Genomic DNA, 24,528 nt, shown 5'->3' on the forward strand with positions numbered 1-24,528 from the left:
CATGGCAGAGACACCAACATATAATGGCAACGTCTGCGTACTGATCCCGACGTACAACAATGCAACTACGCTGGGAGATGTGCTGCGGGATGTGCTGGCCTGTACTCCCCATGTGATCGTGGTGAACGACGGCGCTACCGACCATACGGCGGAGGTGCTGGAGCAGTTCCCCGAAGTGTCCGTGCTGGCTTACCGGCCGAACAGGGGAAAGGGTATCGCGTTGCGCAGGGGCTTCCGGTTTGCCCTGGAGCAGGGATATGACTATGCCATTACGATGGATGCGGACGGACAGCATTATGCCAGTGATCTTGCGGTGTTTTTCGAAAAAGCAGGGCAGGAGGAAACGGCTATCTATATCGGCGCCCGCAACCTGCAACAGGAGAACATGCCCGGCAAGAATACTTTCGCCAACAAGTTCTCCAACTTCTGGTTTTATGTGGAAACGGGGCTGAAAGGGCCCGATACCCAGTCCGGCTACCGCCTGTATCCCCTGCATGCCATGCGCAACATGCGTTTTGCCTGTACCAAATACGAGTTTGAGATAGAAGTGCTGGTGAAGAGTGCCTGGAAAGGCGTTAAAATAGACTGGGTGCCGGTGCAGGTGTACTATCCGCCTGCGGAGGAACGCGTGTCGCACTTTCGCCCGTTCCGGGATTTCTCCCGGATCAGTGTGCTGAATACGGTACTGGTGACCATTGCCTTTGCGTATATCCATCCGCGTAATTTCATCCGGTTCCTTTTCAGTAAAGGCGGTTTCCGCCAGCTGATGCGTACCTATCTTTTCAACCCGGAAGAAACAACACGCCGCAAAGCCCTGTCCATCGGTTTTGGCGTGTTCATGGGCATTGTGCCGATCTGGGGTTTCCAGATGCTCACAGCAGTGGTGCTGGCCGCTTTCTTCCGGCTCAACAAAGCGCTGGTGCTGATCGCATCGAACATCAGCATGCCTCCCCTGATCCCCCTCATCGTGTACCTCAGTTTTCTGATGGGGCGGCTCTACGTTTCGGAGGATGCCACCTGGGTGATCTTCAGTAAAGACCTGAGCATCGAATCCATGAAACAGAATATTTTCCAGTATATCACCGGAAGTTTAACCCTGGCCGTGCTGGCCGGGACTTTGGCCGGACTGGCAACCTACGTGCTGCTGGCCATCTTCCGCAAGAAAAGAATGGCAGCTTAATGGGCATCTTCTTCATATCCATCTATAACTTCTTTGCGAAGCGCAAATGGCTGCTGCTGGCTTTCATGTTCAGCTGCTTTGCCCTCACCGGCTGGCTGGCATCGCAGATCCGGCTGGAGGAGGATATTACCCGCATTCTGCCGCAGGACAAAAAGATAGATCAGCTGCGGCAGTTCCTGCAAAGCTCGAAGTTCGCGGACAAGCTGGTGATCATGCTTTCCCGGAAAGATACTGCCGCTCCCGCCGAACCGGACAGTCTCACCGCTGCCGCGTTGCAATTCACGGAAGGGCTTGCACAGGAGCATTTCCAACCCTACATCAAATCCATACAGGGGCAGACGGATGACGCCATGATGATGGGCCTTCTGCAAACGGTGCAGGACCATTTGCCGGTGTTCCTTGAAGAAAAAGACTATGCTTCCATCGATTCGCTGATCACACCGGAGCGTGTGCGGCAGACGATGGAATCAAATTATAACACGCTGATCTCCCCGGCAGGACTGGTGATGAAAAGAATGATCCAGGCCGATCCGGTGGGTATATCCTGGCTGGGCATCCGCAAACTGCAGCAATTGCAGGTGGATGAACAGTTCGAGTTATACGATGGATATGTGATGAGCAAAGACCATCGTCACCTGCTGCTGTTCATCACGCCCGTTCATCCGCCGAATGAAACACGGGAGAACAAACGGTTCCTGCAAACGCTGGACAGCTGGATAGATACGGTGCAATCGCGGCACAGCGGCAGCCAGATCAGCTATTTCGGCGCCACGGCGGTTTCCGTGGGCAATGCCGACCAGTTGCGGCAGGATACGCTGTTTACGCAGGGCATTACCGTATTGCTGCTGATCGTATTGATCGCGCTGTTCTTCCGGAAAAAGCGGGCGCCGCTGCTGGTGATGCTGCCGGTGGTGTTCGGGGCTTTATTCTCCCTGGCAATGATATACCTCATCAGGGGTGAGATATCAGTCATAGCGCTGGGCGCGGGCTGTGTGGTGCTGGGCATTGCCGTGAACTACTCCCTGCACGTTTTCAACCACTACCGGCATCTGCCCGATATCCGGCAGGTGATCAAAGACCTGGCTACACCAATGACGGTGGGCAGTTTTACAACGGTGGGCGGGTTCCTCTGCCTGCAGTTCGTGAAATCCCCCATGCTGCGGGACGTTGGTTTTTTTGCCGCGTTCAGTCTCGTAGGTGCAGCGCTTTTCTCCCTCATTATATTGCCGCACCTGATCGTATCGCGTCAGCCGGCGCCCCCGGTGAAGCATGGCTGGCTGGACAAACTCTCCAACTGGCGGCCGGAGCGCAACAAATACCTGGTGTATGCGATACTGCTGCTTACGGTGGTGTTTTTCTTCACCGCAGGGGATGTACGCTTTGAGAGTGATATGATGCGGATGAACTACATGTCCGAACGCCTGCAGAAAGCCGAGCAGCAGCTGAATAACATCAACGCCTACACGGCACAGTCCGTGTACCTCATTTCCGAAGGCAGCGACCTGGATGCAGCTTTGCAACACCGGGAACGCACAGCGCCGGTTTTACAATCGCTGGTGAACAGCGGCGCGGTGAAAAAGGTGTCCGGGGCAGGAGGGCTGTTATTATCGGAAGAAGAGCAGGCCATCCGCATTGCACGCTGGAAAGCTTACTGGACCAGCGAAAAGCAGGAACAGCTGATCGGTGCGCTGCAGCGGGAAGGCGCCGCCTACAAGTTCAAAAGCACCGCCTTCGCGCAGTTTGAGGAACTTTTAAAGAAAGATTTTTCTGTTATACCGCCGGAGCAGTCGGCCTTACTGGAGGCAGACCTGCTCAGTGATTTTGTTACGGTGAGGAAAGATGCGGCCACTGTGATCAGCCTGCTGAAAGTGGACCCTTCCCGGAAAGATGAAGTATATACGGCTTTGGAGAACCAGCCGCAAACGGTGATCTTCGATAAACAATATACGGCCAACCGGCTGGCGGAGCTCATCCGCGACGAGTTCAATACCATCGCCTGGATGACCTCGCTGCTGGTATTCGCCGCACTGCTGCTTTCCTATGGCCGCATAGAGCTGGCCCTCATCACATTTATTCCCATGCTCATCAGCTGGGTATGGATACTGGGGATCATGGGGCTGTTCGGCATTCCGTTCAACATCGTCAACATCATCCTCTCCACCTTCATTTTCGGGTTAGGGGATGATTACAGCATCTTTACGATGGACGGCTTGCAGCAGGAATACAAGACCGGCAGCAAACACCTTCCTTCCTTCAAATCATCGATCTTCTTCTCGGCGGTTACTACCATATTGGGACTGGGCGTGCTGATCTTCGCGAAACATCCATCGCTCCGCTCTATCGCCCTGATCGCCATCATCGGCATCAGTTGTGTGGTGCTGACCTCACAGGTGCTCATTCCGTTTTTCTTCAACTGGCTGATCACCAACCGCGTAAAAAAGCGGTATGCCCCCTGGACCCTCACCGGCTGGGCCATTTCGGTGTTTGCATTTGCCTATTTCACCTTCGGCGCTTTTATGCTCACGATAGCAGGAACAGTATTGACGAAACTGAATCCCTTCAATGTGGAAAAAGGCAAGCGGATCTATCACTGGCTGCTGTCCAAATGCACCTGGAGCATTTTGCACATCATGGGCAATACGCGGAAGAAAACCATTCACACAACAGGCGAGGATTTCAAAAAGCCGGCTGTGGTCATCAGCAATCACCAGTCCTTTCTGGATATCCTGATGTCTACCGCCATGCATCCGAATGTGGTATTGCTGACGAACCAGTGGGTGTACAATTCCCCGGTTTTCGGGTATGTGGTGAAGATGGCGGATTATTATCCCGTAGCGGAAGGTGTGGAAGATGCCATCGGGAAACTGCGGGACAGGGTGCGGGAAGGATATTCCATTGTAGTGTATCCGGAAGGCACGCGCTCGCCTGACGCGAACATGCGGCGGTTCCATAAAGGCGCGTTCTATCTTGCGGAAGAACTGGGGCTGGATATCCTGCCCGCCGTGATCCATGGTACGGCATACACCATGTCCAAAGGCGACTTCCTGCTGAAGAACGGCACCATGACCATGAAGTTCCTGCCGCGCATCAAACCGGATGACAAACGCTGGGGAGATAACTACAGTGCGCGCACAAAACTGGTGAGCCGCTATTTCCGCCAGGAGTATGAAGCCCTGCGCCGCGAAGAGGAAACACCGGCCTACTTCCGGGAGCAGCTTATCTACAATTATATCTACAAAGGCCCTGTGCTGGAATGGTATATGCGCATCAAAACAAAAATGGAGCACAATTACGAATTGTTCCACCAGTTGCTGCCAAAGAAAGGGAAGATCATGGATATCGGCTGCGGTTACGGGTTCATGAGCTATATGCTTCATTTCCTGTCGCCTGAACGCCGCATCACCGGTGTGGATCATGATGAAGACAAGATCGCTACCGCGCAACATTGTTATCTTCGCAATGAGCATCTGCATTTCGAGACGGCAGATATTACGTTATATACACTGGAGCATCACGATGCCTTCGTCTTGCTGGACGTGCTGCATTACCTTCCGGCCGCGGCGCAGGAACGGCTTTTGCAGCAATGTATCCGCAACCTCAATCCCGGCGGGGTCATTATTGTGCGCGACGGGGATGCGGACCTCGGCAAACGGCATGAGGGAACAAAGCTGACCGAGCTGTTCAGCACCCGGCTGCTTCGGTTTAACAAGACGGGCGACGAGCCGCTGTCCTTCTTCTCCTCATCCACCCTGCGTACCATTGCGGAACGGAACGGTGCTACGGTAGAGCAGATCGACAATACGAAATTCACATCCAATGTGATCTTTATCATCAAACATTCATTCAGCGAGCAATATGCATAATTACGACGTAGTGATCATCGGTAGCGGCCTCGGGGGATTGACCTGCGGAGCGATCCTGAGCCGGAACGGTTACAGGGTCTGCGTGCTGGAGAAGAACCAGCAGATCGGCGGTTGCCTGCAGACCTTCAGCCGGGACAAGACCGTTTTCGATTCCGGCGTACACTATGTTGGCGGCCTTGCTCCCGGGCAGAATCTTTACCAGATATTCAAGTACCTGGGGATCATTGACAAGCTGAAGCTCAAGCAGCTGGACCTGGATTGTTTCGACCGTGTGGCTTTTGCCGGTGATCCCCGGGAATACAAAATGGCGCAGGGCTATGATGCTTTCATCAATGGTCTGCTGGCCGATTTTCCCGGTGAGGAAAAAGCACTGAAGGAATACTGCGCCATGCTGCGGCATATCTGCGATAAATTCCCGCTGTACAACCTGCGGATGGGCGGTTTTGAAGAGAAGGAATCCGTGCTGGGCATCGATGCAGCGGAGTATATCAACAGTCTGAGCAGCAACAGGAAACTCACGCAGGTACTGGCAGGCAATAACCCGCTGTATGCCGGCGTGGAAGGCAGAACGCCCATGTACGTGCATGCGCTGGTGCTCAACAGCTATATTGAAAGCTCCTGGAAATGCGTGAACGGCGGTTCCCAGATCGGTAAATGGCTGGCCAGGATCATTACGGAGCATGGTGGCACCCTGCTGCGGTATAAAGAAGTGAAACGCATTGTGGCGGAGGGAAAAGAGGTGTCCTACGTGGAAACGGCAAAAGGAGAACGGTTTACGGCAAAACAATTTATCTCCAATATGCATCCGGCCGGCACGCTGGACATGCTGGAGAGCGATGTGATCCGCCAGGCTTACCGCTCCCGCATCGGGTCGCTGGAAAATACCAATTCAGTGCTGATGGTGAACGCAGCGCTGAAACCCGGCATGTTCCCGCATATGAACTACAATTACTATTACCATGATATGGATAATGTGTGGACCGGGCATGAATATACGGAAGACACCTGGCCGCGGAATTATTCCATGTTCATCACGCCGGACCCGCAGGACCATCGCTACGCCAATGGCCTGTCCATCATGGCGTATATGAATATCAGCGAAGTGGCGCCCTGGGCGGATACCTTCAATACTGCCTCCAGCGAGGCCAGCCGGGGGGAAGACTATGAAGCGTTCAAAAAAAGGAAGGCGGAAAAGCTGCTGGATATGGTGGAAAAGCGTTTTCCGGTGCTGCGGCAGTGTATCAAGAACTACTATGTGGCCACACCATTGTCTTTCCGCGATTATATCGGCACAACGGACGGCTCCATGTACGGTGTGCTGAAAGACTGCAATGATCCGCTACGGACGTTTATTGCGGCCCGCACAAAACTGTCGAATTTGTATCTTACAGGCCAGAACCTGAACATGCACGGCATCCTTGGCGTCACCATGAGCGCGGTGGTCACCTGCTCAGAGCTGCTGGACATGGAGAAATTGTTGCACGAGATCAAGACAGCGTAATATGGCATTAGCAAAGAAAATCTGGAGAGGAATATGGAAAGGCTTTTTATATCTGGCCGGTTTTTTTATACTGCTGATCATCGGCCTGTTCATTTACCTCTACAGCGTAGCCAGGATGCAGCCGCCGAAGATAGCGGACAAGCGCAGCCTGGAATGGCAACGCACACAACTGAGCGCTACGGCCTTCACCCTTGATCATAACTGGTTCCGCAAAAGCCGCAGCGGGCTGTATGAACTATATGTGGAAGGGAAGCCTTTTGAACGAGGCGTTGCATACGGTAAGCTCGCGCAGGAACTGGTAAAGCGGCAGGAAGATCATTTTACGGAACAGATCGGCAAAATGATCCCCTCCAGGAGCTACCAGCATTTCCTGAAATACTTCATCGGCTGGTTCAACCGCCATCTTGCGGAAAATGTGCCGCAGGAATACCAGGAAGAGATCTACGGCGTATCCTTTTCCGCATCGGATAAATACGATTTCATCGGCACCAATTACCAGCGCATCATGAACTATCATGCCGCGCACGATATTGGTCACGCCCTGCAAAGCATGGCGCTGGTGGGATGCACATCTTTCGGCACCTGGAACGACCGCTCGGAAGACAGCAGTCTGATTATCGGCCGGAATTTCGATTTTTATGTGGGCGATAAATTTGCGGAAGACAAGATCATTGCATTTTACAAACCGGATCAGGGCTACCGTTTCATGATGGTAACCTGGGGAGGGTTCACCGGTGTGGTGTCCGGCATGAACGATCAGGGATTGACCGTCACCATCAACGCCGCCAAAACGAAAATGCCCTCCGGCTCCGCCACCCCGGTATCGCTGGTGGCCCGGGAGATATTGCAATATGCAAAGAACATTCAGGAAGCATATGACATTGCCGGGAAAAGGAAGATGTCCGTATCGGAATCTTTCCTGGTCGGCTCCGCTCTGGACAACCGCGCCGCGATCATAGAAAAAACACCGGAGGAACTGGCTATTTATGATCCCGGAGGCAACGAAATATCCTGCGCCAATCACTTCCAGAGCAAAACGCTGGGCGCCTCAGCGGCCAACCGCGAGCAATTAGCGGAAAGCGCATCGCCTTACCGGTATCAGCGCCTGCAGGAGTTGCTGCGGCAGCAGGGAAAAAATACCGTGGAAAAAACGATTGCCATCCTACGGGACAGAAAGGGCATCAACGGTGCGGATATCGGGATGGGGAACGAGAAGGCGATCAACCAGCTGATCGCGCATCATTCCATCGTATTTGAACCGGGAAAGCTGAAAGTTTGGGTATCTACCGCGCCCTGGCAGCTTGGGGAATTCGTAGCTTATGATCTGAACAAGGTATTTGCGATGAACGGACTGGAGGACGACAGGGAGATATATGACAGCACGAACATCATCCCCGCGGATACCTTCCTGCAAACGGCGGACTACCGCAGATTCCTGAACTTCCGGTCGCTAAAGGCCGCTGTGGTGGACAAGCAGCCGGTGGACGTGGAGCGCATCATCGCGGATAACCCGGAATACTATCACGCCTATGTGCTGGCGGGAGACTATTGTTACCGGCAGGAAGACTACGCAAAGGCTAAAAGATATTATGAGCAGGCATTGACCAAAGAGATCGCTACGAAAGCGGAAAAGGACCATATATTGGAACGGATAGAACAGTGCAGAGAGCGATTGTGAGGCTGGGCGGAGCACACATAGACAAACGCTCCAGGGCGCCTCAGGCCCTAAAAAAAATAACAAGAACAGATGAAATGTAATTCCATCTGGCCCGTAAAAAGTTAAAGATGAACAGATGAAATGTAATTCCATCTGGCCCGTAAAAAGTTAAAGATGAACAGATGAAATGTAATTCCATCTGGCCCGTAAAAAGTTAAAGATGAACAGATGAAAGGCATCGGTACAGATATCGTTGAAGTAGACCGGATAACTGCCAAAATAGAAAAAGGGCAGGGCTTCCGGGAGCTGGTGTTCTCACCGCTGGAGATCGCTTATTGCGAGAAACAGGCCGGCAAATACGAAAGCTACGCCGCCCGTTTCGCGGCCAAGGAGGCTTTCCTGAAAGCCCTCGGCACCGGATGGGCAGGTAGCGGCATCGGTTTCAACGAGATAGAGATCAGGAACGATGAGGCCGGCAAACCGGAAATACACCTGGTAGGCAAGGCCCGGTCACTCCTGTCGCAATACCGCATCGCCTCCATATTCGTTTCCCTTTCGCATGTGAAGTCCGTTGCCATGGCCACCGTGGTGATCCTGTAATAAGCTATTTATGTACATACCAGACATCGAACTACAATCCCCCGCCGCCATCCGCCAGTTCCAGGCCAAGGAGCTGCAGCATCTGCTGGGTTACCTGCGGCAGTTCTCACCGTTTTACAAGGAATGGTTCGCATTGCACCAGGTGAATACGGACGAAATACGGAGCATAGAAGACCTGGTGCGCATCCCGACCGTTACGAAGGAAGACCTGCAGCAGCGTAACTGGGATTTCCTTTGTGTGGATAAAAGCAAGATCGCGGAATATACCACCACTTCCGGCACACTGGGTAAACCGGTGATCATTCCGCTTACGGAAAAGGATCTCGACCGGCTGACCTATAACGAGTATATTTCCTTTTCCTGCGCCGGGGGAACGGATGAAGATATTTATCAGCTTATGCTGACGCTGGACCGGCAGTTCATGGCCGGGATGGCCTATTATTCCGGTATCCGGAAACTTGGCGCCGGTGTGCTGCGCGTAGGGCCGGGGGTGCCTTCCCTGCAATGGGAGAACATCCGCCGCATCCAGCCTACCACCATCGTAGCCGTTCCTTCCTTTATCCTCAAACTGATCGCCTTTGCGGAAGAGCATCAGATCGATGTCAATGCATCTTCCGTGAGAAAGGTTGTTTGCATCGGGGAGAATATCCGCAATGTGGATTTTTCGCTGAACCTCCTCGGTAAAAAGATCACCGATAAATGGAATATCCAGCTGTTCTCCACCTACGCATCCACCGAAATGCAAACCGCTTTCACGGAATGTAAAGCCGGGCAGGGAGGGCATCACCACCCGGAGCTGCTGATCGTGGAATTGCTGGATGAAGCCGACAAGCCGGTGCCTCCGGGAACGCCGGGGGAGGTGACTATCACGACTTTAGGCGTAGAGGCCATGCCACTGCTGCGTTACAAGACCGGCGATATTTGCCAGTATGATGAAGCGCCCTGCTCCTGCGGCAGGCAGACCAAACGCCTGTCCCCGGTGATAGGGCGCCGCAGGCAGATGATCAAGTATAAAGGCACAACGCTTTACCCGCCTGCGTTGTACGACCTGTTAAGTGATATGGAGGAAGTGAAGGAATTTGTGGTGGAAGTGTTCTCCAATGAGATCGGTACGGATGAGATATTGCTGCATCTGGCGCCGGTGGAGGAATCCGAGGATATAGACAGGCGGATAAAATCCTATCTGCAGGCGAAGCTGCGGGTGATACCGCAGGTGAAATATTGCGGAGTGCAGGAGATACTGAAGATGCAATTCCCGGAGGGAAGCCGCAAGCCGGTGAAGTTTGTGGACAACCGGTGATCCTCCCCTAAAACCGGAAACTGGCATCCTTCTTCGGATTATCCAGCTTCACGCTTTTCCGCTGATCCTGCACAACGGTATGGATCATATGGCTTTGCGTTTCATGTTCCGCATACAAAATATCATTCTGCAGGTCCAGCTGGCGAATAACCGGCAGGGCAGGCACTTCCAGGAAACACCAGGCCGCATCGTCCTCAATACGGTAGCCTAAATAACGGAGCGCAAGATCTCTGCCATCGGCCTTTATCCGCAAATGCTGCCGCAGATACCGGGATATCATGGAGTCCACCGCCGGACGGTCGGATGGCTTCATCACATCCAGCGTAGTATGATTGTACTTTTTCAATGCATTCTCCAGGTCATCCGCAAAAATGCGGCAACTCACCTCCAGCGCCTGCCGCGGCGCATTGTACCGGATCTCCGTAACGCTCAGGTAAAAAGGGTGGACCGCACTCATCCATACCGGTAATAACCATTTACATAAAAAAACACCCATTTGCCTGCTAAAATTTTATATTTACGAAGTTACAAAAATCTATGCCATGCAGGAATTCAGCTTGTATTTTCAGGAAGGCTGGCAACATATTCTCGATTTAAACGGGTACGACCATATATTATTTGTTTTTGCACTATGCGCGGTTTATCTGCTGAATGACTGGAAAAAAGTGCTGGTACTGGTGACGGCATTCACCGTGGGGCATTCGGTAACACTGGCCTTGAGTGTGCTGAACGTGATCAAAGTGCCGTCTGCGCTCATCGAGTTCCTGATCCCGGTTACCATTGTGATCACGGCACTGGGCAATATTTTCAGGAGATCCGGTGAACCCGCGGGCATGCGCCTCAACTATTTTTTCGCACTGTTCTTTGGATTGATACACGGCATGGGCTTTTCCAATTACCTGAAAAGCATGCTCGGTTCCCAGGCGGATATCCTGCAGCCCCTGCTGGCATTCAATCTCGGGCTGGAATTCGGGCAGATAGTGATCGTAGTGGTATTGCTGGTGCTGGCGCAGCTGATGGTGGGGATCGCCGGCGTGAATAAGCGGGAATGGACGAAGTTCGTGTCCGCCGCTATCTTTGGCATTGCTTTTATGATGAGCCTGGAGAGACTGGGCGCGTTAACACAATAAAAAAATCTGAATCGCATGATAAGGCACAAGCTTTTGCTCTGCCTGCTGACAGCCGCTCCAATGCTGCTGCAGGCACAAAACCCCGGGTCCAATCACGGTAACCGCTTCGAACAATTAGGTTACCTGCTGGCTGATCCGAATATTTACCGCTCGGCTTCCGGTGTACCCGGACCAAAATACTGGCAGCAGCGGGCCGACTACGATATTTCCGCCGAGCTGGATGAGCAGCAGCACCGGCTGGACGGTAAGGAAACCATCACTTACTACAACAATTCCCCCGATCCGCTGACCTATATCTGGTTGCAGCTGGACGAAAACGAGCATGATCCGAAAAGCGACAACAACAGCTTCGATGATAGCAAAATGAATGAAAGGATGAGCACCCGCCAGCTCAATAACCTGCTCGGCATGGAGCAGGGGCATGGGGTGAACATCGTGAAAGTGACCGATGCTTCCGGTAAGGCGCTGCCTTATACCATCAATCAGACGATGATGCGGATAGACCTCCCCAAACCGATGATGCCCGGTGAAAAACTGCGCTTCCAGGTGGATTGGTGGTACAAGATACCCAACCGCATGACCCTCGGCGGCCGCGGCGGATATGAATTTTTCCAGGAAGATGGCAACGCCCTGTACACCATGGCGCAATGGTATCCGCGGCTGGCCGTGTATTCCGACTTCCAGGGCTGGCAGAACAAACAGTTCACCGGCAGGGGGGAGTTCGCCCTGACCTTCGGCAATTTCAAGGTAAGGATGACCGTACCGGCCGATCACGTTGTCGGCGCCACCGGCGAATGCCGCAACTATAAAGAAATGCTCACGCCCGCGCAGTTCCGCCGCTGGCAGGATGCACAGTCCGCCACCGAACCGCTGGAAGTGGTGACCCTGGCCGAAGCGCAGGAGGCCATGAAATCAAAGGCTTCCGGTAAAAAGACCTGGGTCTACGAAGCAGAGAACGTCCGCGACTTCGCCTGGACCTCCTCCCGCCGCCTCGTCTGGGATGCCATGGCTACCAACGTGGAAGGCAAAAAAGTGATGGCCATGAGCTATTACGGCCAGGAAGCCTATCCGCTGTACCGCCGCTATTCCACCAAGGCAGTGGCCCACACGCTGCAGGTATATTCAAAACACACCATCGCATACCCTTATCCGGTGGCTATTTCCGTAGAAGCCGCCAACGGCATGGAATACCCCATGATCTGCTTCAACTACGGCCGCGCGGAGAAAGACGGCACCTATTCCGAAGCCACTAAATACGGCATGATCAGCGTGATCATCCATGAAGTAGGGCATAACTTCTTCCCCATGATCGTGAACTCCGATGAGCGGCAGTGGACCTGGATGGATGAAGGGCTGAACACCTTCTGCCAGTTCCTTGCCGAGCAGGAATGGGATAATAACTATCCCTCCCGCCGCGGCCCCGCTCACCTGATCGCCGATTATATGCGTATGCCGAAAGATCAGCTGGAGCCTGTGATGACCAACTCCGAGAACATCGTGCAATTCGGTCCGAATGCATATGCAAAACCCGCCACCGCATTGAACATCCTCCGGGAGACGATCATGGGACGGGAACTGTTTGATTATGCCTTCAAAGAATATTCCCGCCGCTGGGCCTTCAAACATCCCACGCCATCAGACCTCTTCCGCACACTGGAAGATGCGTCCGCCGTGGATCTGGACTGGTTCTGGAGAGGATGGTTCTTTGGTATTGAACCGGTGGATATTGCGCTGGACAGCGTGAAATGGTATCGCATGGATTCAAAGAATCCCGCGGTGGAGAACCCTGCGGAACAAAGCGTTGCCGAACGCAACAGCAAACACATCGCGCAGGAACGGAACAAAGCCGCAGGCATGAAATTCGCCATAGAGCAGGATACCAGCCTGCAGGACTTTTATAACAAATGGGACCGCTACGCCGTTACCCCGGACCAGACCGAAGCCTACAACAACATGCAGGCATCGCTCAGCCCCGAGGAAAAACGGTTGTACGAAAGCAAAAAGAACTTTTACCAGCTGAGCTTTTCCAATGTAGGCGGCAACGTTATGCCCCTGATCATTGAGTGGACGTTCGCGGATGGTACAAAAGAGGTAGACCGTATTTCCGCCTATATCTGGCGGCATAATGAAAATCATGTCACCAAGGTATTCGCGAAAGATAAACAGGTAGTATCCATTCGCCTCGACCCTTACCGGGAAACGGCGGATATAGATGAATTGAATAATTACTGGCCCCGGCAGGCCGTACCATCCCGCTTTGAGCTGTTCAGGATGCAGGCCCCGGTGCGGGGGACCTCCAACGGAGGGAACCCGATGCAGCGGGCGCGGCAGTAAGGGATGCAGCATATCATAGAACGGTCAGTGCTTCTATCTGCACTGACCGTTTTCATTTTACCTTTATCGTAGTTGTATCTGCTTAAATGCTACTTTTTCCCCCTCTTGAAGCCCTTATTTCCGCTTAGAAGCTGCCTTTTTATACATCTTAAGGGCTTTTAACCACTTCGGAAGTACTTTTAGCCACTTTGGAGGTATCTTTTTGTGCCTCGGAAGTACTTTTAACTACTTCGAGAGTACCTTTTTGTGTTTTGGAAGTACTTTTGGTCTTGTCCTGATATAGGTTAGCCACTTCGGAGGTACCTTTAGCCCAGGTTTTTTAAATTATTTTTGATATGCTTTCTGCAAAAGATAAAAAAAAGCTGAAGGAATTTGGAAGTCATGTGAAAGCAATAAGGCAATCCAAAGAGGCTAAATTACTGGAGCTGCATGTAACCGGTGAACTGGATAGCAGCGTCATCAGCAAAATCGAACGAGGGGAGAAAAACATCACCCTCACAACTCTTTTAAAACTCGCACATGTGCTGGATGTACCACCGAAGAAATTGCTGGATATAGAAGGATTTTAATCAGCCTCCCGCATAAAAAAAACAGCCGGCTATAACCGGCTGTCCAAAAAAATTAAAAACACAATCCTCTACCTTCTCTTCCTGTAAATCAACAGCACCGTTGCAAAGATCAAAAGACACCCCGGTATCACCCCGAAGAAAAATACCCGCATCATAAGAATGCCCTTGTCATCACTATCGATCACATCTTTTGATTTGATAGCGCCGGTATTTACCGGGAACGCTCCATATGTAAACCAGCGGAACATTTCCGTGATCATCGGCTGGTTCCATATATACGGTTTGCGGCGCCCCAGTTCACCGGTGCTCATAAAATCCGCATCACCGGCAACAATGATCCGTTGCGTTTTGCCCTGCACTTTTCTTTCGGCGGCAATAGCCAATGCCTGGCCATTCTTCGACACCAGCAGGGGAATAGTATGGAAACCCTGTTGCTGCCCGTATTGAAGGCTTACGGCGCCTACCATGGATACCACGGCACTATCCGCTTTGTACGCAGCGAGCCTGGGCGCTATGCTCCCGGCGCTGTCCGTGAAACGGGACAGGATAAAGTCCGGCGCATAATCCCGGCTTTCTTCCAGCACCGGCATTTCTCCCGCCTGCACATCCAGTTGCTGCAATACAGGCCGCAGTATCTCCTGCGATCCCGGCTCCGTGATCACAAAGAGGTTCCTGCCGCTGGCAATATATTCATCCAGCCTGGCCTGCGCCACAGGCGGAATAGCTGTTTTGGGATCTGCGATCACCAGCACGGAAGTAGCGGCCGGAATATCGGCATTGGCGAGATTCACCGTATCTACATTGAATCCCTGGTTGATCAGCGCGCCCCGGAAGGTCAGCTCATTCACAAACATTTTGAATGCCGCATCGCCTGCTTTGGTAATGCTTCTTTCCCCATTGCCCGTAACGAAGGTGATAACCGGAATTTCAGATGGCGTTACCAGTCTTTTCAGCGCCGCGGTAAATTCCTGCTCGGTGGGATATATCCTGACATCATTGTAATACCGGAGGAAGGTTTTTTTGTCGCCATACTGCAGCAGCCGCACGAGACGGTTTTCTTCCGGGCCGAGGTCCACCGTTTTTTTGATCTCCTCCGGCGGCAGCACTTTTTTGTAATTGAGGTCCTGTATATCAGCTACTTTTTTTGCGATGGCAGCATCGCTTTCGCCCGGATAATTTTTATAGAGCCCTTTGTTGTTGGAAAAATCGTAGTAATACACGTAGTCCATTTCCATATCCGGCATAAACCGGCGGTAGGGCGTGAGTATCCGTTCATCCGCGCTTTTCTTTTCCGGCGCGCCGAGATAGTAATTATTATCGAGGATGTTTACATAGGTGGTGACCTTCAGCGGCTGATCCATTTTCCCGATCAGCTCACGGCTTTGGGGGCCGAGCGTATGGGTTTTGGTAGCTGTCATATCGATATAACCCGTGAAGGCCGGGAGAGAACTGATATAGCCAATCAGGAAGCATAGTCCCGTCAGCCCGAGATACCTGGCGGTACGGGCAAAGGTTGATCTTGCTTCCCGCTGGTCCTGCAGCCGCATGCCGGTGATGGCCAGGAAAAAGCCGATCACGATGAAAAAGTACACCGTATCCTGCGAACTGATCAACCCGAAAATAAATTGTTCTGTTCTGCCTGCAATGGACATGAAATAGGTGATATGCCGCACGGCATCATTGCCCTGGAACAGGCCGCCGATAAAGTTAAGCCCCGCCAGCACCGCCAATGTACTGATAGCCGCTACTACCTGGTAAGTGGTGAGGGAAGACATGAACAGCCCGATGGCCGCGTAGGCACAGATCAGGAGGTACAATCCCATCGCGCCGGACATTAACAGCGTCCAGTCGATATGCTCAATAAAGAATGAACCGGAGATAGCATATAAACAAATGATGACCAGCAGCAGAGCGCCATATCCCATCATGGCGACAAATTTTCCCAGCACAATATCCCTGACCTTGATGGGAGAGGATAGCAACAGTTTGATGGAACCGCTGTGCATTTCCCGGCTGATCAGCCCCATGGTTAACAACGGGATATAAAAGTACAGCGTGCTCTTTACACCGGGGTAAAACCCTTCCTGCAGGCCGGCATATACCATGGCGGTGACATCTGAGAAGTGATTGCCCATTCGCTGCGCCCTGCCTATCATTTGCAGATAGTATATAAAATTCACCCCGATCTGTATGGGGAACACAATTAAAATGAGCCAGGCTACCGGTGAGTGGAACAGCAGGCTCAGTTCCTGACGGGCTATTCTGATGATTAATTTCATGGTTGTTGGGCGGGTTTAGATTTTTTATTGGATAGCTGTGCGAAGATGGCATCGAGCGAACTCTTCTCCAGCATGATTTCCTTCAGGCGCCATCTCCGCTGAACGCTTGTTTCCACAATGCTTTCAGCGATGTCGGCAGCGGGCTCGAATCGTAACCGGATGGTTTTCTCCGTCAGGAATTCAACCGCTTTGATGCCTTTGATGGCTCTCAGCTCATTTTCTTCCGGCGGGTTTTCCAGCGTAGCAATGAGGCTGTCCGGTTCGATGTAATTGTTGAATGATGCCATACTGTCCTTGAACACGATTTTCCCGCCTTCGATCATAATGATATCCTGGCAGGTAGCCTGTATTTCCGAAAGGATGTGCGAAGAGAAGATCACGGCACGGTCGGTAGCTATTTCTTTGATCAGCTGCCGCACTTCCAGTATCTGGTTGGGATCGAGACCATTGGTGGGTTCATCCAGCACAACCAGCAATGGCTTATGGATGAGTGCCTGGGCAATGCCCACCCTTTGCCGGTAACCGCCGGAAAGGTTCCCGATGAGCCGCTTGCTGAAATGCGCTACGCCGCATCTTTCCTTTACCATATCCACGGCCGCTTTTATCCGGCGTTTCTCTATCAGCCGGAGATGTGCGCAGAAGTTGAGGTATTCATCTACCGTTTGTTCAAGGTAGAGCGGCGCATTTTGCGGGAGAAAACCGATCCTTTTCTTGGCCTCTTCCGGGTGCGTTCGCATATCAATACCCTCGATCAGCACCTGCCCCTGGGTTTGGCTTAACACGCCGCAAAGGATGTTCATGGTAGTGGATTTACCCGCGCCATTGGAGCCGAGCAATCCTACAATACCTTTTTTATTGATCTCGAAACTGACATCTTTCACCGCCCAGTCTTTGCTGTAGCGGTGTGACAGCCCTTCAATTTTAACGATGTTGTCTTGCATGTGCGATTTAATTAGTCAATAGGAAGTGAATGACGCCGGAATAACCGGCGTCATCATGGAATAGGGAAGACAGGGAAGTATTTATGGGTTCAGCGGCCAGTCCGGGTTGAACGCAGTGGCGGTTGGCCACAGCTGGCGCAGGTACTTATCGCTGCCTGGCAGCAATTCGTACTCGATGCCTTCGGCGGTATGCCGGATGGTTTTCTGAAAACGGGTTTCTTTGTTCAGGCGCTTCAGATCAATGACCCGCATCCCTGTGAACGCCAGTTCCCGCCTTCTTTCTTCCAGCACAAAACGCAGCACGCGTTCTGCATCATTGCCGAAGTCTTCCGGCGCAAAGACCTCATAAGCAGCCGGAGTGATCCTGTTCAATCTTAGTTTGTTGACATCGGCCAGCGCATCTCTCAGTTTATTGTCACGCGCCAGGCATTCCGCGCGGATCAGGTACATTTCCGGCACATTGAGATAGTTGCTGTAATAATCTCCGCGCAGGAAAAGCTTCACTCCGTACCTCGACATGTAATTGAACGGCGGTGCGGGCGGCCATCCATCAGCGTAGTATAATGTCCAGCGTTTATCGTCATCTGTAAAGAGGGCGCTCAGTTCCGGAGAGGCGCACACATCCATGCCCAGTCCGAATGGCCGGAGGAAATGCCGGGCCACGATGGTTTCGGGATTGAGCTGCCCATCCGGTATGTCCGTCCATCCCAGCGGCGCTCCCGGCACATTCGGGAAAGGCCCGGGGATAATGATATTGTAATCATTCATGTTGGCCAGTTCGCTTTGCAGGGATAGTGCGGAGTCAGCATTCTTTTTTGCATTAACGTAGTCCCCCATGAAAAGGTAAGCCCGGGCGAGCAGTGCAAACCCGCCGGCTTTGCCGGCCCTGAATTTCGTCAGTTTATTTTTCAAAGGCAGGTCAGCGATGGCGGCGTTGGCATCGCTCAGTATCTGGTCGTATACTTCCTTCACGGTATTCCTTACAAACTTCGCATTAATGTCCGCGATCGTTGCAATGGGTATACCCGGCTCAGAGGCGGCTGTCGCGGCATCGTAATGATGCGCGTACACATTCACCAGTTGCAGGTGTTCCATCGCGCGGCCGAGGTAAGCCTCCGCGCGAACACTTTTTTTGTTGGCTTCCGATCCTTCAGTAGCCTCCATGATGTTGTTGATGATGCTGTTGTAGTAGAAGATCCTTTTATAACCCTCGCTCCACAGAAAATCATTGGCGCCCTGCTCGTACGGAGAAGAGTTGAAGGTATAGATCTGCCGGCCCCACAACTGCTGCTTGGTGTACAGGTTGCCCGGTTCTCCTTCCGGCAGGAAAGCGTCGTCGGACAGGAGGTCCCAGAAGTAATCGCCAAAGTTCACAATGGTGCCGGAGTTGAGCATATTCTCGTAGTCGGCCACGGTTGCCGGGATGAATTTGTCTTTCGGTTTTATATCCAGAAACTTCGTGCAGCCGGATAACGTTAGTATGCAGATGATGATATACAGATGTAGTTTCTTCATGATTCCTCGTTTTAGAATGTGATATCTATTCCGGCCATGTAAACTGGCATCACCGGCAACCTTCTGTTAGCGTACTGGCTGGCGATCTCGTAAGCCTCAGGATCGATCCCAACGGAGTTGTTCACCCAGCGGAAAGGATTTTGCACCTGCAGCGTCAGTTTGGCGGAGGAGAGTTTTTTGATGCGGGACAGCATGGGCGCAAAATTGTAGGAAAGCGCAATGTCCCTTACCTTGACAAAATCTGCTTTGAGCACATTTTGATCGGACGCATACCAGATAAGCGTGTAATAGCTGCCGCCATTACCCTTCAGGTCTGGCGCAGGCGCCATGCCGGGAATATTTTCATCGCCGGGCTGGCGCCAGAAATTCATGGCCCTGGCATCTACATTCCTGTTGAGGGAGCCGTAGTTAAGCGCCGGCACCACATCTCTCATCACATGACCGCCGTTGGCGATGATCATGATGCTGAGCGAAAGCTGCTTGTAGGAAAAGCTGTTGGTGAAGCCGGAAGTATATTTGGGACGCAGCGTACCGCTGTATACGAGGCCGTTGATGTCCGTCATATTCGCAACGATGGTACCGGTCTGATCGTAGTTAGTGACCACTTTTCCGGCAGCATCATATACCCTCATGGAGCCGTTGGTGGGGTCAAGTCCGGCAGACCGGAAGCTGAACACCGCGTCCATCGGGTAGCCGATACGGTTTACACCGTATCCTCCCGTGAGAACAAGGTAGGTCTCTCCGAGTGTATTGATCTCGGTCATCCTGTTCTTGTTGAAACTTATGGACAGCGTGCTGCTCCAGGTAAAGTGTTGTTTTACGATATTCCGGGTGTTGAGCGCCAGTTCGATGCCTTTGTTGTTCAGGCTGCCGTAATTGATCAGGGCGCTTGGGAATGCATTCGTAGGGTCGATGGCTTTTTCTCCCAACAGGTCTGTGGTGTTGCGGATGTAATAATCTATTGAGCCGGACACGCGGTTATTCAGCACGGTAAAGTCAATACCAACGTTAGTAGTAGCGGTGCGCTCCCATCTTAACAATTTGTTGGGCGGATAGATGATATCGGTGGCGGTGGCATTGGCTTCGGAAAAGAAGGTTGACCTTGCCTGCAGGTAAGGCCCTACCGTTCTGGCCACGTTCCCTCCGAGGCCATAAGTAGAACGGATGCTCAGGCTGTTCAGCCAACTGATATCCTTCATGAAGTCCTCTTCCGTTAACCTCCAACTGGCGCCAACAGACCACAGGGGCACATAGCGGTACCGGGGATCGGTACCGAAGAGGTTGGAGTTGTCTATACGCACGCTGCCGGTAACATTGTATTTTCCGTTAAAGGTGTAACCGGCGTTGGCATAGGCTGAAATATACCGGTCTTCAGTATAATTGAAATTGTTATTCTGGTTGTATCTCCAGGAGAACGTGCTGGTGAGGGATTGTGTTCCCTTCAGGTTACCGAGGGCAATTTCATCTACGGGCAGGTATTGAAGGTTGTTATCGTTGTAGCCCATTTTGAATACGGAGGTAGATGAATTTACGATGGCCCGGCGCTCCATGCCGGCGAGGGCAGACAGGTGATGTTTCGGGCTGATACGCTTGTCGTAATTCAGTTGTGCGCGGGCGGTATAGGATTTTGAGCTTCCTCTTGTTTCGAATAACCGCCCGCCGTCTGGTACATTTTTCACCAGTTCGCCGTTTATGAGTTGCGCCGCATCGTTGATCATATTTTTGGTATAATAGGAATCGGAGGCGTAGTAAGATTTACTATAGCTGCTTCCGCGCTCTGTCTGGTACTTCAGGTCCAGCGTAAGACCGCTGATTATCTTCACTGTGAAGCCCCCCTGCAGTCTGAAATAATTCGCGGAATTGGAAAAACCCGCTTTATCCAGTTCTTCGAGCGGATAAAATGTTTCGTCATACAATCCGATGCTTTTCAGCCGTTCGATCTCGTAAGGCGATTTCAGCTTGGTGACCGGAACGGGGCTTCCATCGGGATTTCGGAAGATCTCATAGGGCATGCCGCGGTAATAGGTATCCGGGAACTCCGTACTGAATGTATTATCACGGATATTCGTAAAGGCACCTATTTCAGCGTCCAGCCATTCAAACACTTTTATCCTGTCTTTCAGCCCTATGTTGATGTCTTCAGTACGGGTACGCAACCCGTAGTCCCTGTCGCCAGTATAATTCATCATGATATTATACTGGTGAATATCGTTCCCGCCGCTAACGGAAAAAGCGTGGCGATGTTTGATGCGGCTGCGCATGAGCAGGTCTTCCACCTGGCTTTGCCCGTCTGCTTTCCTCAGATTATCCAGGATAGTATTGAGTTCCATTTCATCGATCAGGCCCTGTTCGTGGTTGTACAGCGCCTCCATGGCTTTAGGCTGGCCCGCGCGTCTGATGGCATCGTTGTAAGTGGGGTGCCACATGTTGAAGGTTTCCCGCTGCAGATCTACCATCTGGGAAGAATTGAGCAGGTTCATGTAACCGGCATCCGGCTTGGCCGTGAAGAATGCAGTGCTGCTGTAATTGACGGTCAGCTTGCGGTTGCTGCCGTGGCGGGTAGTGATGGAGATCACGCCGTTGGCGGCTCTGGTACCGTAAATGGAGGCTGCCGCCGCATCTTTCATCACCGTTACATTCACCACATCAGCAGGGTTGAGGAAATTCAGATCTCCTTCATACGGAAAGCCGTCTACCACATACAGCGGCCGCTGGTTACCGTAGAGTGTGGAGAGCCCGCGGATATTGACTTCCCCGTTCTGCATGAAAAGTCCTGGCACGGTACCTTCCAGCCGGTCCATAATACTGGTTTCCATTCTGGCGCCCAGGGTTTCTTCCGTGATCACGCTAAACGATCCTGTGGCCCTTTCCTTTGGAATGGACTGGTATCCGGTGTTGGCGGTAACATTCAGTTCCGTCAGCGTAGACGAGATAGCCGGCAGCACAATATTGCCGATGTTCCCCGTTTCCAGCATGGCGCTTGTAACAGGTATCTCTCTTGTTTTGAACCCTATAAAACTGATGCGGAGGATGTTGCCTGCCGTTACGGAAAGCGTAAAATTCCCTGTGGTGTTGGTGATGGTTGACTGGTTGGTGCCCATAACCAGTACCGTAGCGCCGATCAGGGGAACGCCCGTACTGTCCGTTACCCGCCCGGTTACCGGCGATTCGCTTTCCGGAGACATGTTTAGCCCGGTAGCATAGACAGGTTTGCTATACAGCATGATGGTATTGTCCGCTATTTTATAATTGAACGGCTGATCTTTTACAACCAGGTCCAGAAACCTGGCCAGCGGCATGTTCTGTACAGATACGGATACGGTGCCGGCCCGCTGCAGCAGCTCGGATTTGCCCCATACAACAAAACCTGTCTGCTTTTTAATGGTGGCAAAGAGCTTTTTCATAGGCACATCCCTTCCGGAGAATGTGATGGATTGCGAAAATGTGCTGGCTGATACATGTAAACTAATGGCAAGAAGGAGAGTACTGGTAAATCTCATGATCCGGAGCATTTTGGTTGGGAGCCGGCACGGCAAGTCCCAACGGCTCCAATAAGCAGTTTTTTGCATAGATTTGCAACGTTTGGTTGTTAAAGATGGAGGTCTCGAAACCCGATTTTGAATCAGCCAGCAACCTTTCCGGAAGTGTTAGCCGCACTTCCGGTTTTTTTTGCCGGTCGATTTTTTTTAATTGATTGATTTAAATGATGGCATAGTATTTCAGTTATTGTATTTAAGGCATTACGATCAGGCGGCGGCCTTCTTCCAGGCGAAAATGCACATCGGACCTTTCAAGGCCGGTCAATACATCAGAGAGTTTCAGCGTTCTGCTCATCTCCCCGAAAAACAGTACATCCGGCACATTCCCTTCGTACACTACTTCCAGATCGTACCAGCGTTCCAGCTGGCGCATCATTTCCCGCAGGCCCACCCCGTCAAAATTGAAGAGGCCGTTCTTCCAGGCGATAGCTTTTTCCACGTTTGCATTTTGTGTTACGTCCATGCCAGTGCTGCCTGCCTGCACCTGGTCTCCCGGTTTTAATACCACGGCGCTGCCGGTTTCACCGGTAAGGGATATGCTCACCGCTCCTTCCACCAGTGTGGCGTAGCTGTGCTTTTCATTCGTATAGGCGTTGACATTGAATGCGGTGCCAAGCACTGCGATGTCCATTTTCCCGGCTGCTTTTAGTTTGAAGGGTTGCGATGCATTTTTGGCCACTTCAAAATAGGCTTCCCCCGTAAGTTCCACCACTCTTTCCTTTCCCGTGAATGCTACGGGGAACTGCAGGGTACTGGCGGCATTGAGCCATACTTTGGTGCCATCCGGCAGTACCACACGGAATTGCCGCCCTTTTGACGTAGTGATGGTATTATATTTCACTTCCCCTGTTCCGGGGGCTTCGGGTGTATATTGCAGCCCGTCGTTTTTCAATACGACGGCAGTGCCGTTCTGCCGGGTGATAATGCCGTTGCCGGCGCTGTCCAGCACCATCTGCGAACCGTCGCTCAATGTAAGGATAGCGCCATTTTTTCCTGGATCCACATCCAATAGCCGGGTTCCGGCGGTTATGGAGGCTGGCTCCGGCTGACGATAACGGTTGACAAGCCAGGCGCCCGTGCCAAACAAGAGCACCACCGCAGCAGCCCATCCCCATTTATGGAGGAAATGCACCCGCTGCGCCGGTCTGGCAACCGGGTCTGCCAATAATTTATCCGACCGCAATATCTGGTCTGCTACCTGCATCCAGCGCTGCTGATCGTAGTCGGGCAACGGTTGCGGCCGGTGTTCCTGCAGCCAGCTTTCCACCTCATCGATAGCAACGCCGGCATCATCCTGGTCAACCAGACCGGTTAATTCATTCAGTTCTTCCTCCGTGGCGGTATGTGTGGCCAGGCGGTCCAGTAAATATGCTAATCGGGCTTTTTTTTCCATGTAAGATGATATACAGGTAAAACGAAGGCTTTTTATGTCCCCTATCTATACCAGACAATTGAGCGGACGATTGGTACCGAAAAAAAGCGGATTTTTTCGGGCGTTTATTTATTCAGATGAATATATCTATCAATATGGCCAGCAGCAGAGGATATCCGGCCTTTTGCAGCGTGGCGCGGATGTTTTTCAGCGCCATGACCAGCAAATTTTTTACGGTGCTGATGGCCAGGTCCATATGCTGGGCAATTTCACTGATGCTGAGTGCCTGTTCCCGGCTCAGGCGGTAGATCTGTTGTTGTTTTTCCGGTAATTGCTGCACGGCTTTGTTCACCAGGTCAAGCAACTGGCGGAATTCAATTATTTCCGCCACAGGCAAAGCTTTACCTGCGTTGTCTTTTTCATATCCGACGGTATGCATGACTTTGTCGCGAATGGTTTGGCGGCGGACGTAGTTCACTGCCTGGAAAAAACAGATCTTTTTGATCCAGGCGCCGGGTTGCGCCACTTCCGCAAGCTGGTCCCGCGCGACCCATATCTTGAGAAAGGTATCCTGCACCAGGTCGTCCGCCACAGCTGCTGATCCTGTGATACGTGCCGCCATAGCCTGCAGGCGCGGGGCGTAGACCTCAAAGAGATTCCTGAACGCAGATTCATCGCCGGCGGCAATCCGTTTATACAGGTCAGGAGCATCAATAAAATGACCGTCGTTCAATGAAGCGATATTAGT

Annotated in this window: 16 protein-coding genes; 9 read left to right on the forward strand and 7 right to left on the reverse strand. The window is 52.1% G+C overall.

The window, feature by feature from the left end; translation table 11 throughout:
• The first annotated feature begins 1 nt into the window (after position 1).
• From FW415_RS11145 to FW415_RS11170, 6 genes are all read left to right on the forward strand, one after another.
• Positions 2-1,180: a DUF2062 domain-containing protein gene (locus FW415_RS11145; protein WP_148384802.1), complete on the forward strand. Its 1,179-nt coding sequence runs from the start codon at positions 2-4 to the stop codon at positions 1,178-1,180.
• Positions 1,180-5,043 (forward strand): trifunctional MMPL family transporter/lysophospholipid acyltransferase/class I SAM-dependent methyltransferase, encoded by a 3,864-nt coding sequence (locus FW415_RS11150; protein WP_148384804.1) that lies wholly within the window; start codon positions 1,180-1,182, stop codon positions 5,041-5,043. Before FW415_RS11145 ends, FW415_RS11150 begins: the two co-directional genes overlap by 1 nt.
• Positions 5,036-6,544 (forward strand): NAD(P)/FAD-dependent oxidoreductase, encoded by a 1,509-nt coding sequence (locus tag FW415_RS11155; RefSeq protein ID WP_148384806.1) that lies wholly within the window; start codon positions 5,036-5,038, stop codon positions 6,542-6,544. The genes FW415_RS11150 and FW415_RS11155 overlap by 8 nt, the downstream gene beginning before the upstream one ends.
• A 1-nt stretch (position 6,545) precedes the next feature.
• A complete protein-coding gene (locus FW415_RS11160) occupies positions 6,546-8,222 on the forward strand; it encodes a C45 family peptidase (protein WP_148384810.1) in 1,677 nt (558 codons plus the stop codon).
• Between the two features lie 207 nt (positions 8,223-8,429).
• Complete coding sequence (acpS, locus tag FW415_RS11165) at positions 8,430-8,801, forward strand: holo-ACP synthase (protein ID WP_148384813.1); 372 nt, start codon at positions 8,430-8,432, stop codon at positions 8,799-8,801.
• Positions 8,802-8,811: 10 nt separating this feature from the next.
• Positions 8,812-10,101 carry a phenylacetate--CoA ligase family protein gene (locus FW415_RS11170; RefSeq protein WP_148384815.1) on the forward strand — a complete coding sequence of 430 codons (1,290 nt, stop codon included), beginning with the start codon at positions 8,812-8,814 and terminating at the stop codon, positions 10,099-10,101.
• 7 nt (positions 10,102-10,108) lie between these two features.
• Here the strand turns inward: FW415_RS11170 and FW415_RS11175 are convergent, their stop codons facing one another.
• Entirely contained in the window at positions 10,109-10,558 is a 450-nt protein-coding gene (locus tag FW415_RS11175) for a DUF6702 family protein (protein WP_246859004.1), read from the reverse strand.
• An 85-nt stretch (positions 10,559-10,643) separates the two neighbouring features.
• Between FW415_RS11175 and FW415_RS11180 the strand changes: the two genes are divergently transcribed.
• From FW415_RS11180 to FW415_RS11190, 3 genes are all read left to right on the forward strand, one after another.
• Positions 10,644-11,231, forward strand: coding sequence for a HupE/UreJ family protein (locus FW415_RS11180; RefSeq protein WP_148384819.1), 588 nt, complete (start codon positions 10,644-10,646; stop codon positions 11,229-11,231).
• Positions 11,232-11,246: 15 nt separating this feature from the next.
• Complete coding sequence (locus tag FW415_RS11185; RefSeq protein WP_210420861.1) at positions 11,247-13,565, forward strand: M1 family metallopeptidase; 2,319 nt, start codon at positions 11,247-11,249, stop codon at positions 13,563-13,565.
• A 335-nt stretch (positions 13,566-13,900) separates the two neighbouring features.
• Positions 13,901-14,134: a helix-turn-helix domain-containing protein gene (locus FW415_RS11190; protein WP_148384822.1), complete on the forward strand. Its 234-nt coding sequence runs from the start codon at positions 13,901-13,903 to the stop codon at positions 14,132-14,134.
• Positions 14,135-14,202: 68 nt separating this feature from the next.
• Here FW415_RS11190 and FW415_RS11195 read toward each other — a convergent pair whose 3' ends face one another.
• The 6 genes from FW415_RS11195 to FW415_RS11220 all read right to left on the reverse strand — a co-directional run bounded on the left by FW415_RS11195 (position 14,203) and on the right by FW415_RS11220 (position 24,513).
• A complete protein-coding gene (locus FW415_RS11195; protein ID WP_148384824.1) occupies positions 14,203-16,413 on the reverse strand; it encodes a Gldg family protein in 2,211 nt (736 codons plus the stop codon).
• Positions 16,410-17,354, reverse strand: a complete 945-nt coding sequence (locus FW415_RS11200; protein WP_148384827.1) for an ABC transporter ATP-binding protein — start codon at positions 17,352-17,354, stop codon at positions 16,410-16,412. Before FW415_RS11200 ends, FW415_RS11195 begins: the two co-directional genes overlap by 4 nt.
• Before the next feature lie 81 nt (positions 17,355-17,435).
• On the reverse strand, positions 17,436-18,869 hold the full coding sequence (locus FW415_RS11205; RefSeq protein WP_148384829.1) for a RagB/SusD family nutrient uptake outer membrane protein: 1,434 nt from the start codon (positions 18,867-18,869) through the stop codon (positions 17,436-17,438).
• 11 nt (positions 18,870-18,880) lie between these two features.
• On the reverse strand, positions 18,881-22,369 hold the full coding sequence (locus FW415_RS11210) for a SusC/RagA family TonB-linked outer membrane protein (RefSeq protein ID WP_168208777.1): 3,489 nt from the start codon (positions 22,367-22,369) through the stop codon (positions 18,881-18,883).
• Positions 22,370-22,601: 232 nt separating this feature from the next.
• A complete protein-coding gene (locus tag FW415_RS11215; RefSeq protein WP_148384834.1) occupies positions 22,602-23,801 on the reverse strand; it encodes a FecR family protein in 1,200 nt (399 codons plus the stop codon).
• A 112-nt stretch (positions 23,802-23,913) separates the two neighbouring features.
• Positions 23,914-24,513 carry an RNA polymerase sigma factor gene (locus FW415_RS11220; RefSeq protein ID WP_148384837.1) on the reverse strand — a complete coding sequence of 200 codons (600 nt, stop codon included), beginning with the start codon at positions 24,511-24,513 and terminating at the stop codon, positions 23,914-23,916.
• Positions 24,514-24,528 lie beyond the last annotated feature (15 nt).

Source organism: Chitinophaga sp. XS-30 (genome assembly GCF_008086345.1).
In the GTDB taxonomy this organism is placed as follows: domain Bacteria; phylum Bacteroidota; class Bacteroidia; order Chitinophagales; family Chitinophagaceae; genus Chitinophaga.

Coding starts and splice junctions, on each gene's coding strand:
- FW415_RS11190 (WP_148384822.1), top strand. CDS start 13,901: ATGCTTTCTGCAAAAGATAAAAAAAAGCTGAAGGAATTTGGAAGTCAT.
- FW415_RS11180 (WP_148384819.1), top strand. CDS start 10,644: ATGCAGGAATTCAGCTTGTATTTTCAGGAAGGCTGGCAACATATTCTC.
- acpS (WP_148384813.1), top strand. CDS start 8,430: ATGAAAGGCATCGGTACAGATATCGTTGAAGTAGACCGGATAACTGCC.
- FW415_RS11160 (WP_148384810.1), top strand. CDS start 6,546: ATGGCATTAGCAAAGAAAATCTGGAGAGGAATATGGAAAGGCTTTTTA.
- FW415_RS11185 (WP_210420861.1), top strand. CDS start 11,247: ATGATAAGGCACAAGCTTTTGCTCTGCCTGCTGACAGCCGCTCCAATG.
- FW415_RS11170 (WP_148384815.1), top strand. CDS start 8,812: ATGTACATACCAGACATCGAACTACAATCCCCCGCCGCCATCCGCCAG.
- FW415_RS11175 (WP_246859004.1), bottom strand. CDS start 10,558: ATGAGTGCGGTCCACCCTTTTTACCTGAGCGTTACGGAGATCCGGTAC.
- FW415_RS11195 (WP_148384824.1), bottom strand. CDS start 16,413: ATGAAATTAATCATCAGAATAGCCCGTCAGGAACTGAGCCTGCTGTTC.
- FW415_RS11215 (WP_148384834.1), bottom strand. CDS start 23,801: ATGGAAAAAAAAGCCCGATTAGCATATTTACTGGACCGCCTGGCCACA.
- FW415_RS11145 (WP_148384802.1), top strand. CDS start 2: ATGGCAGAGACACCAACATATAATGGCAACGTCTGCGTACTGATCCCG.
- FW415_RS11200 (WP_148384827.1), bottom strand. CDS start 17,354: ATGCAAGACAACATCGTTAAAATTGAAGGGCTGTCACACCGCTACAGC.
- FW415_RS11155 (WP_148384806.1), top strand. CDS start 5,036: ATGCATAATTACGACGTAGTGATCATCGGTAGCGGCCTCGGGGGATTG.
- FW415_RS11150 (WP_148384804.1), top strand. CDS start 1,180: ATGGGCATCTTCTTCATATCCATCTATAACTTCTTTGCGAAGCGCAAA.
- FW415_RS11205 (WP_148384829.1), bottom strand. CDS start 18,869: ATGAAGAAACTACATCTGTATATCATCATCTGCATACTAACGTTATCC.
- FW415_RS11210 (WP_168208777.1), bottom strand. CDS start 22,369: ATGAGATTTACCAGTACTCTCCTTCTTGCCATTAGTTTACATGTATCA.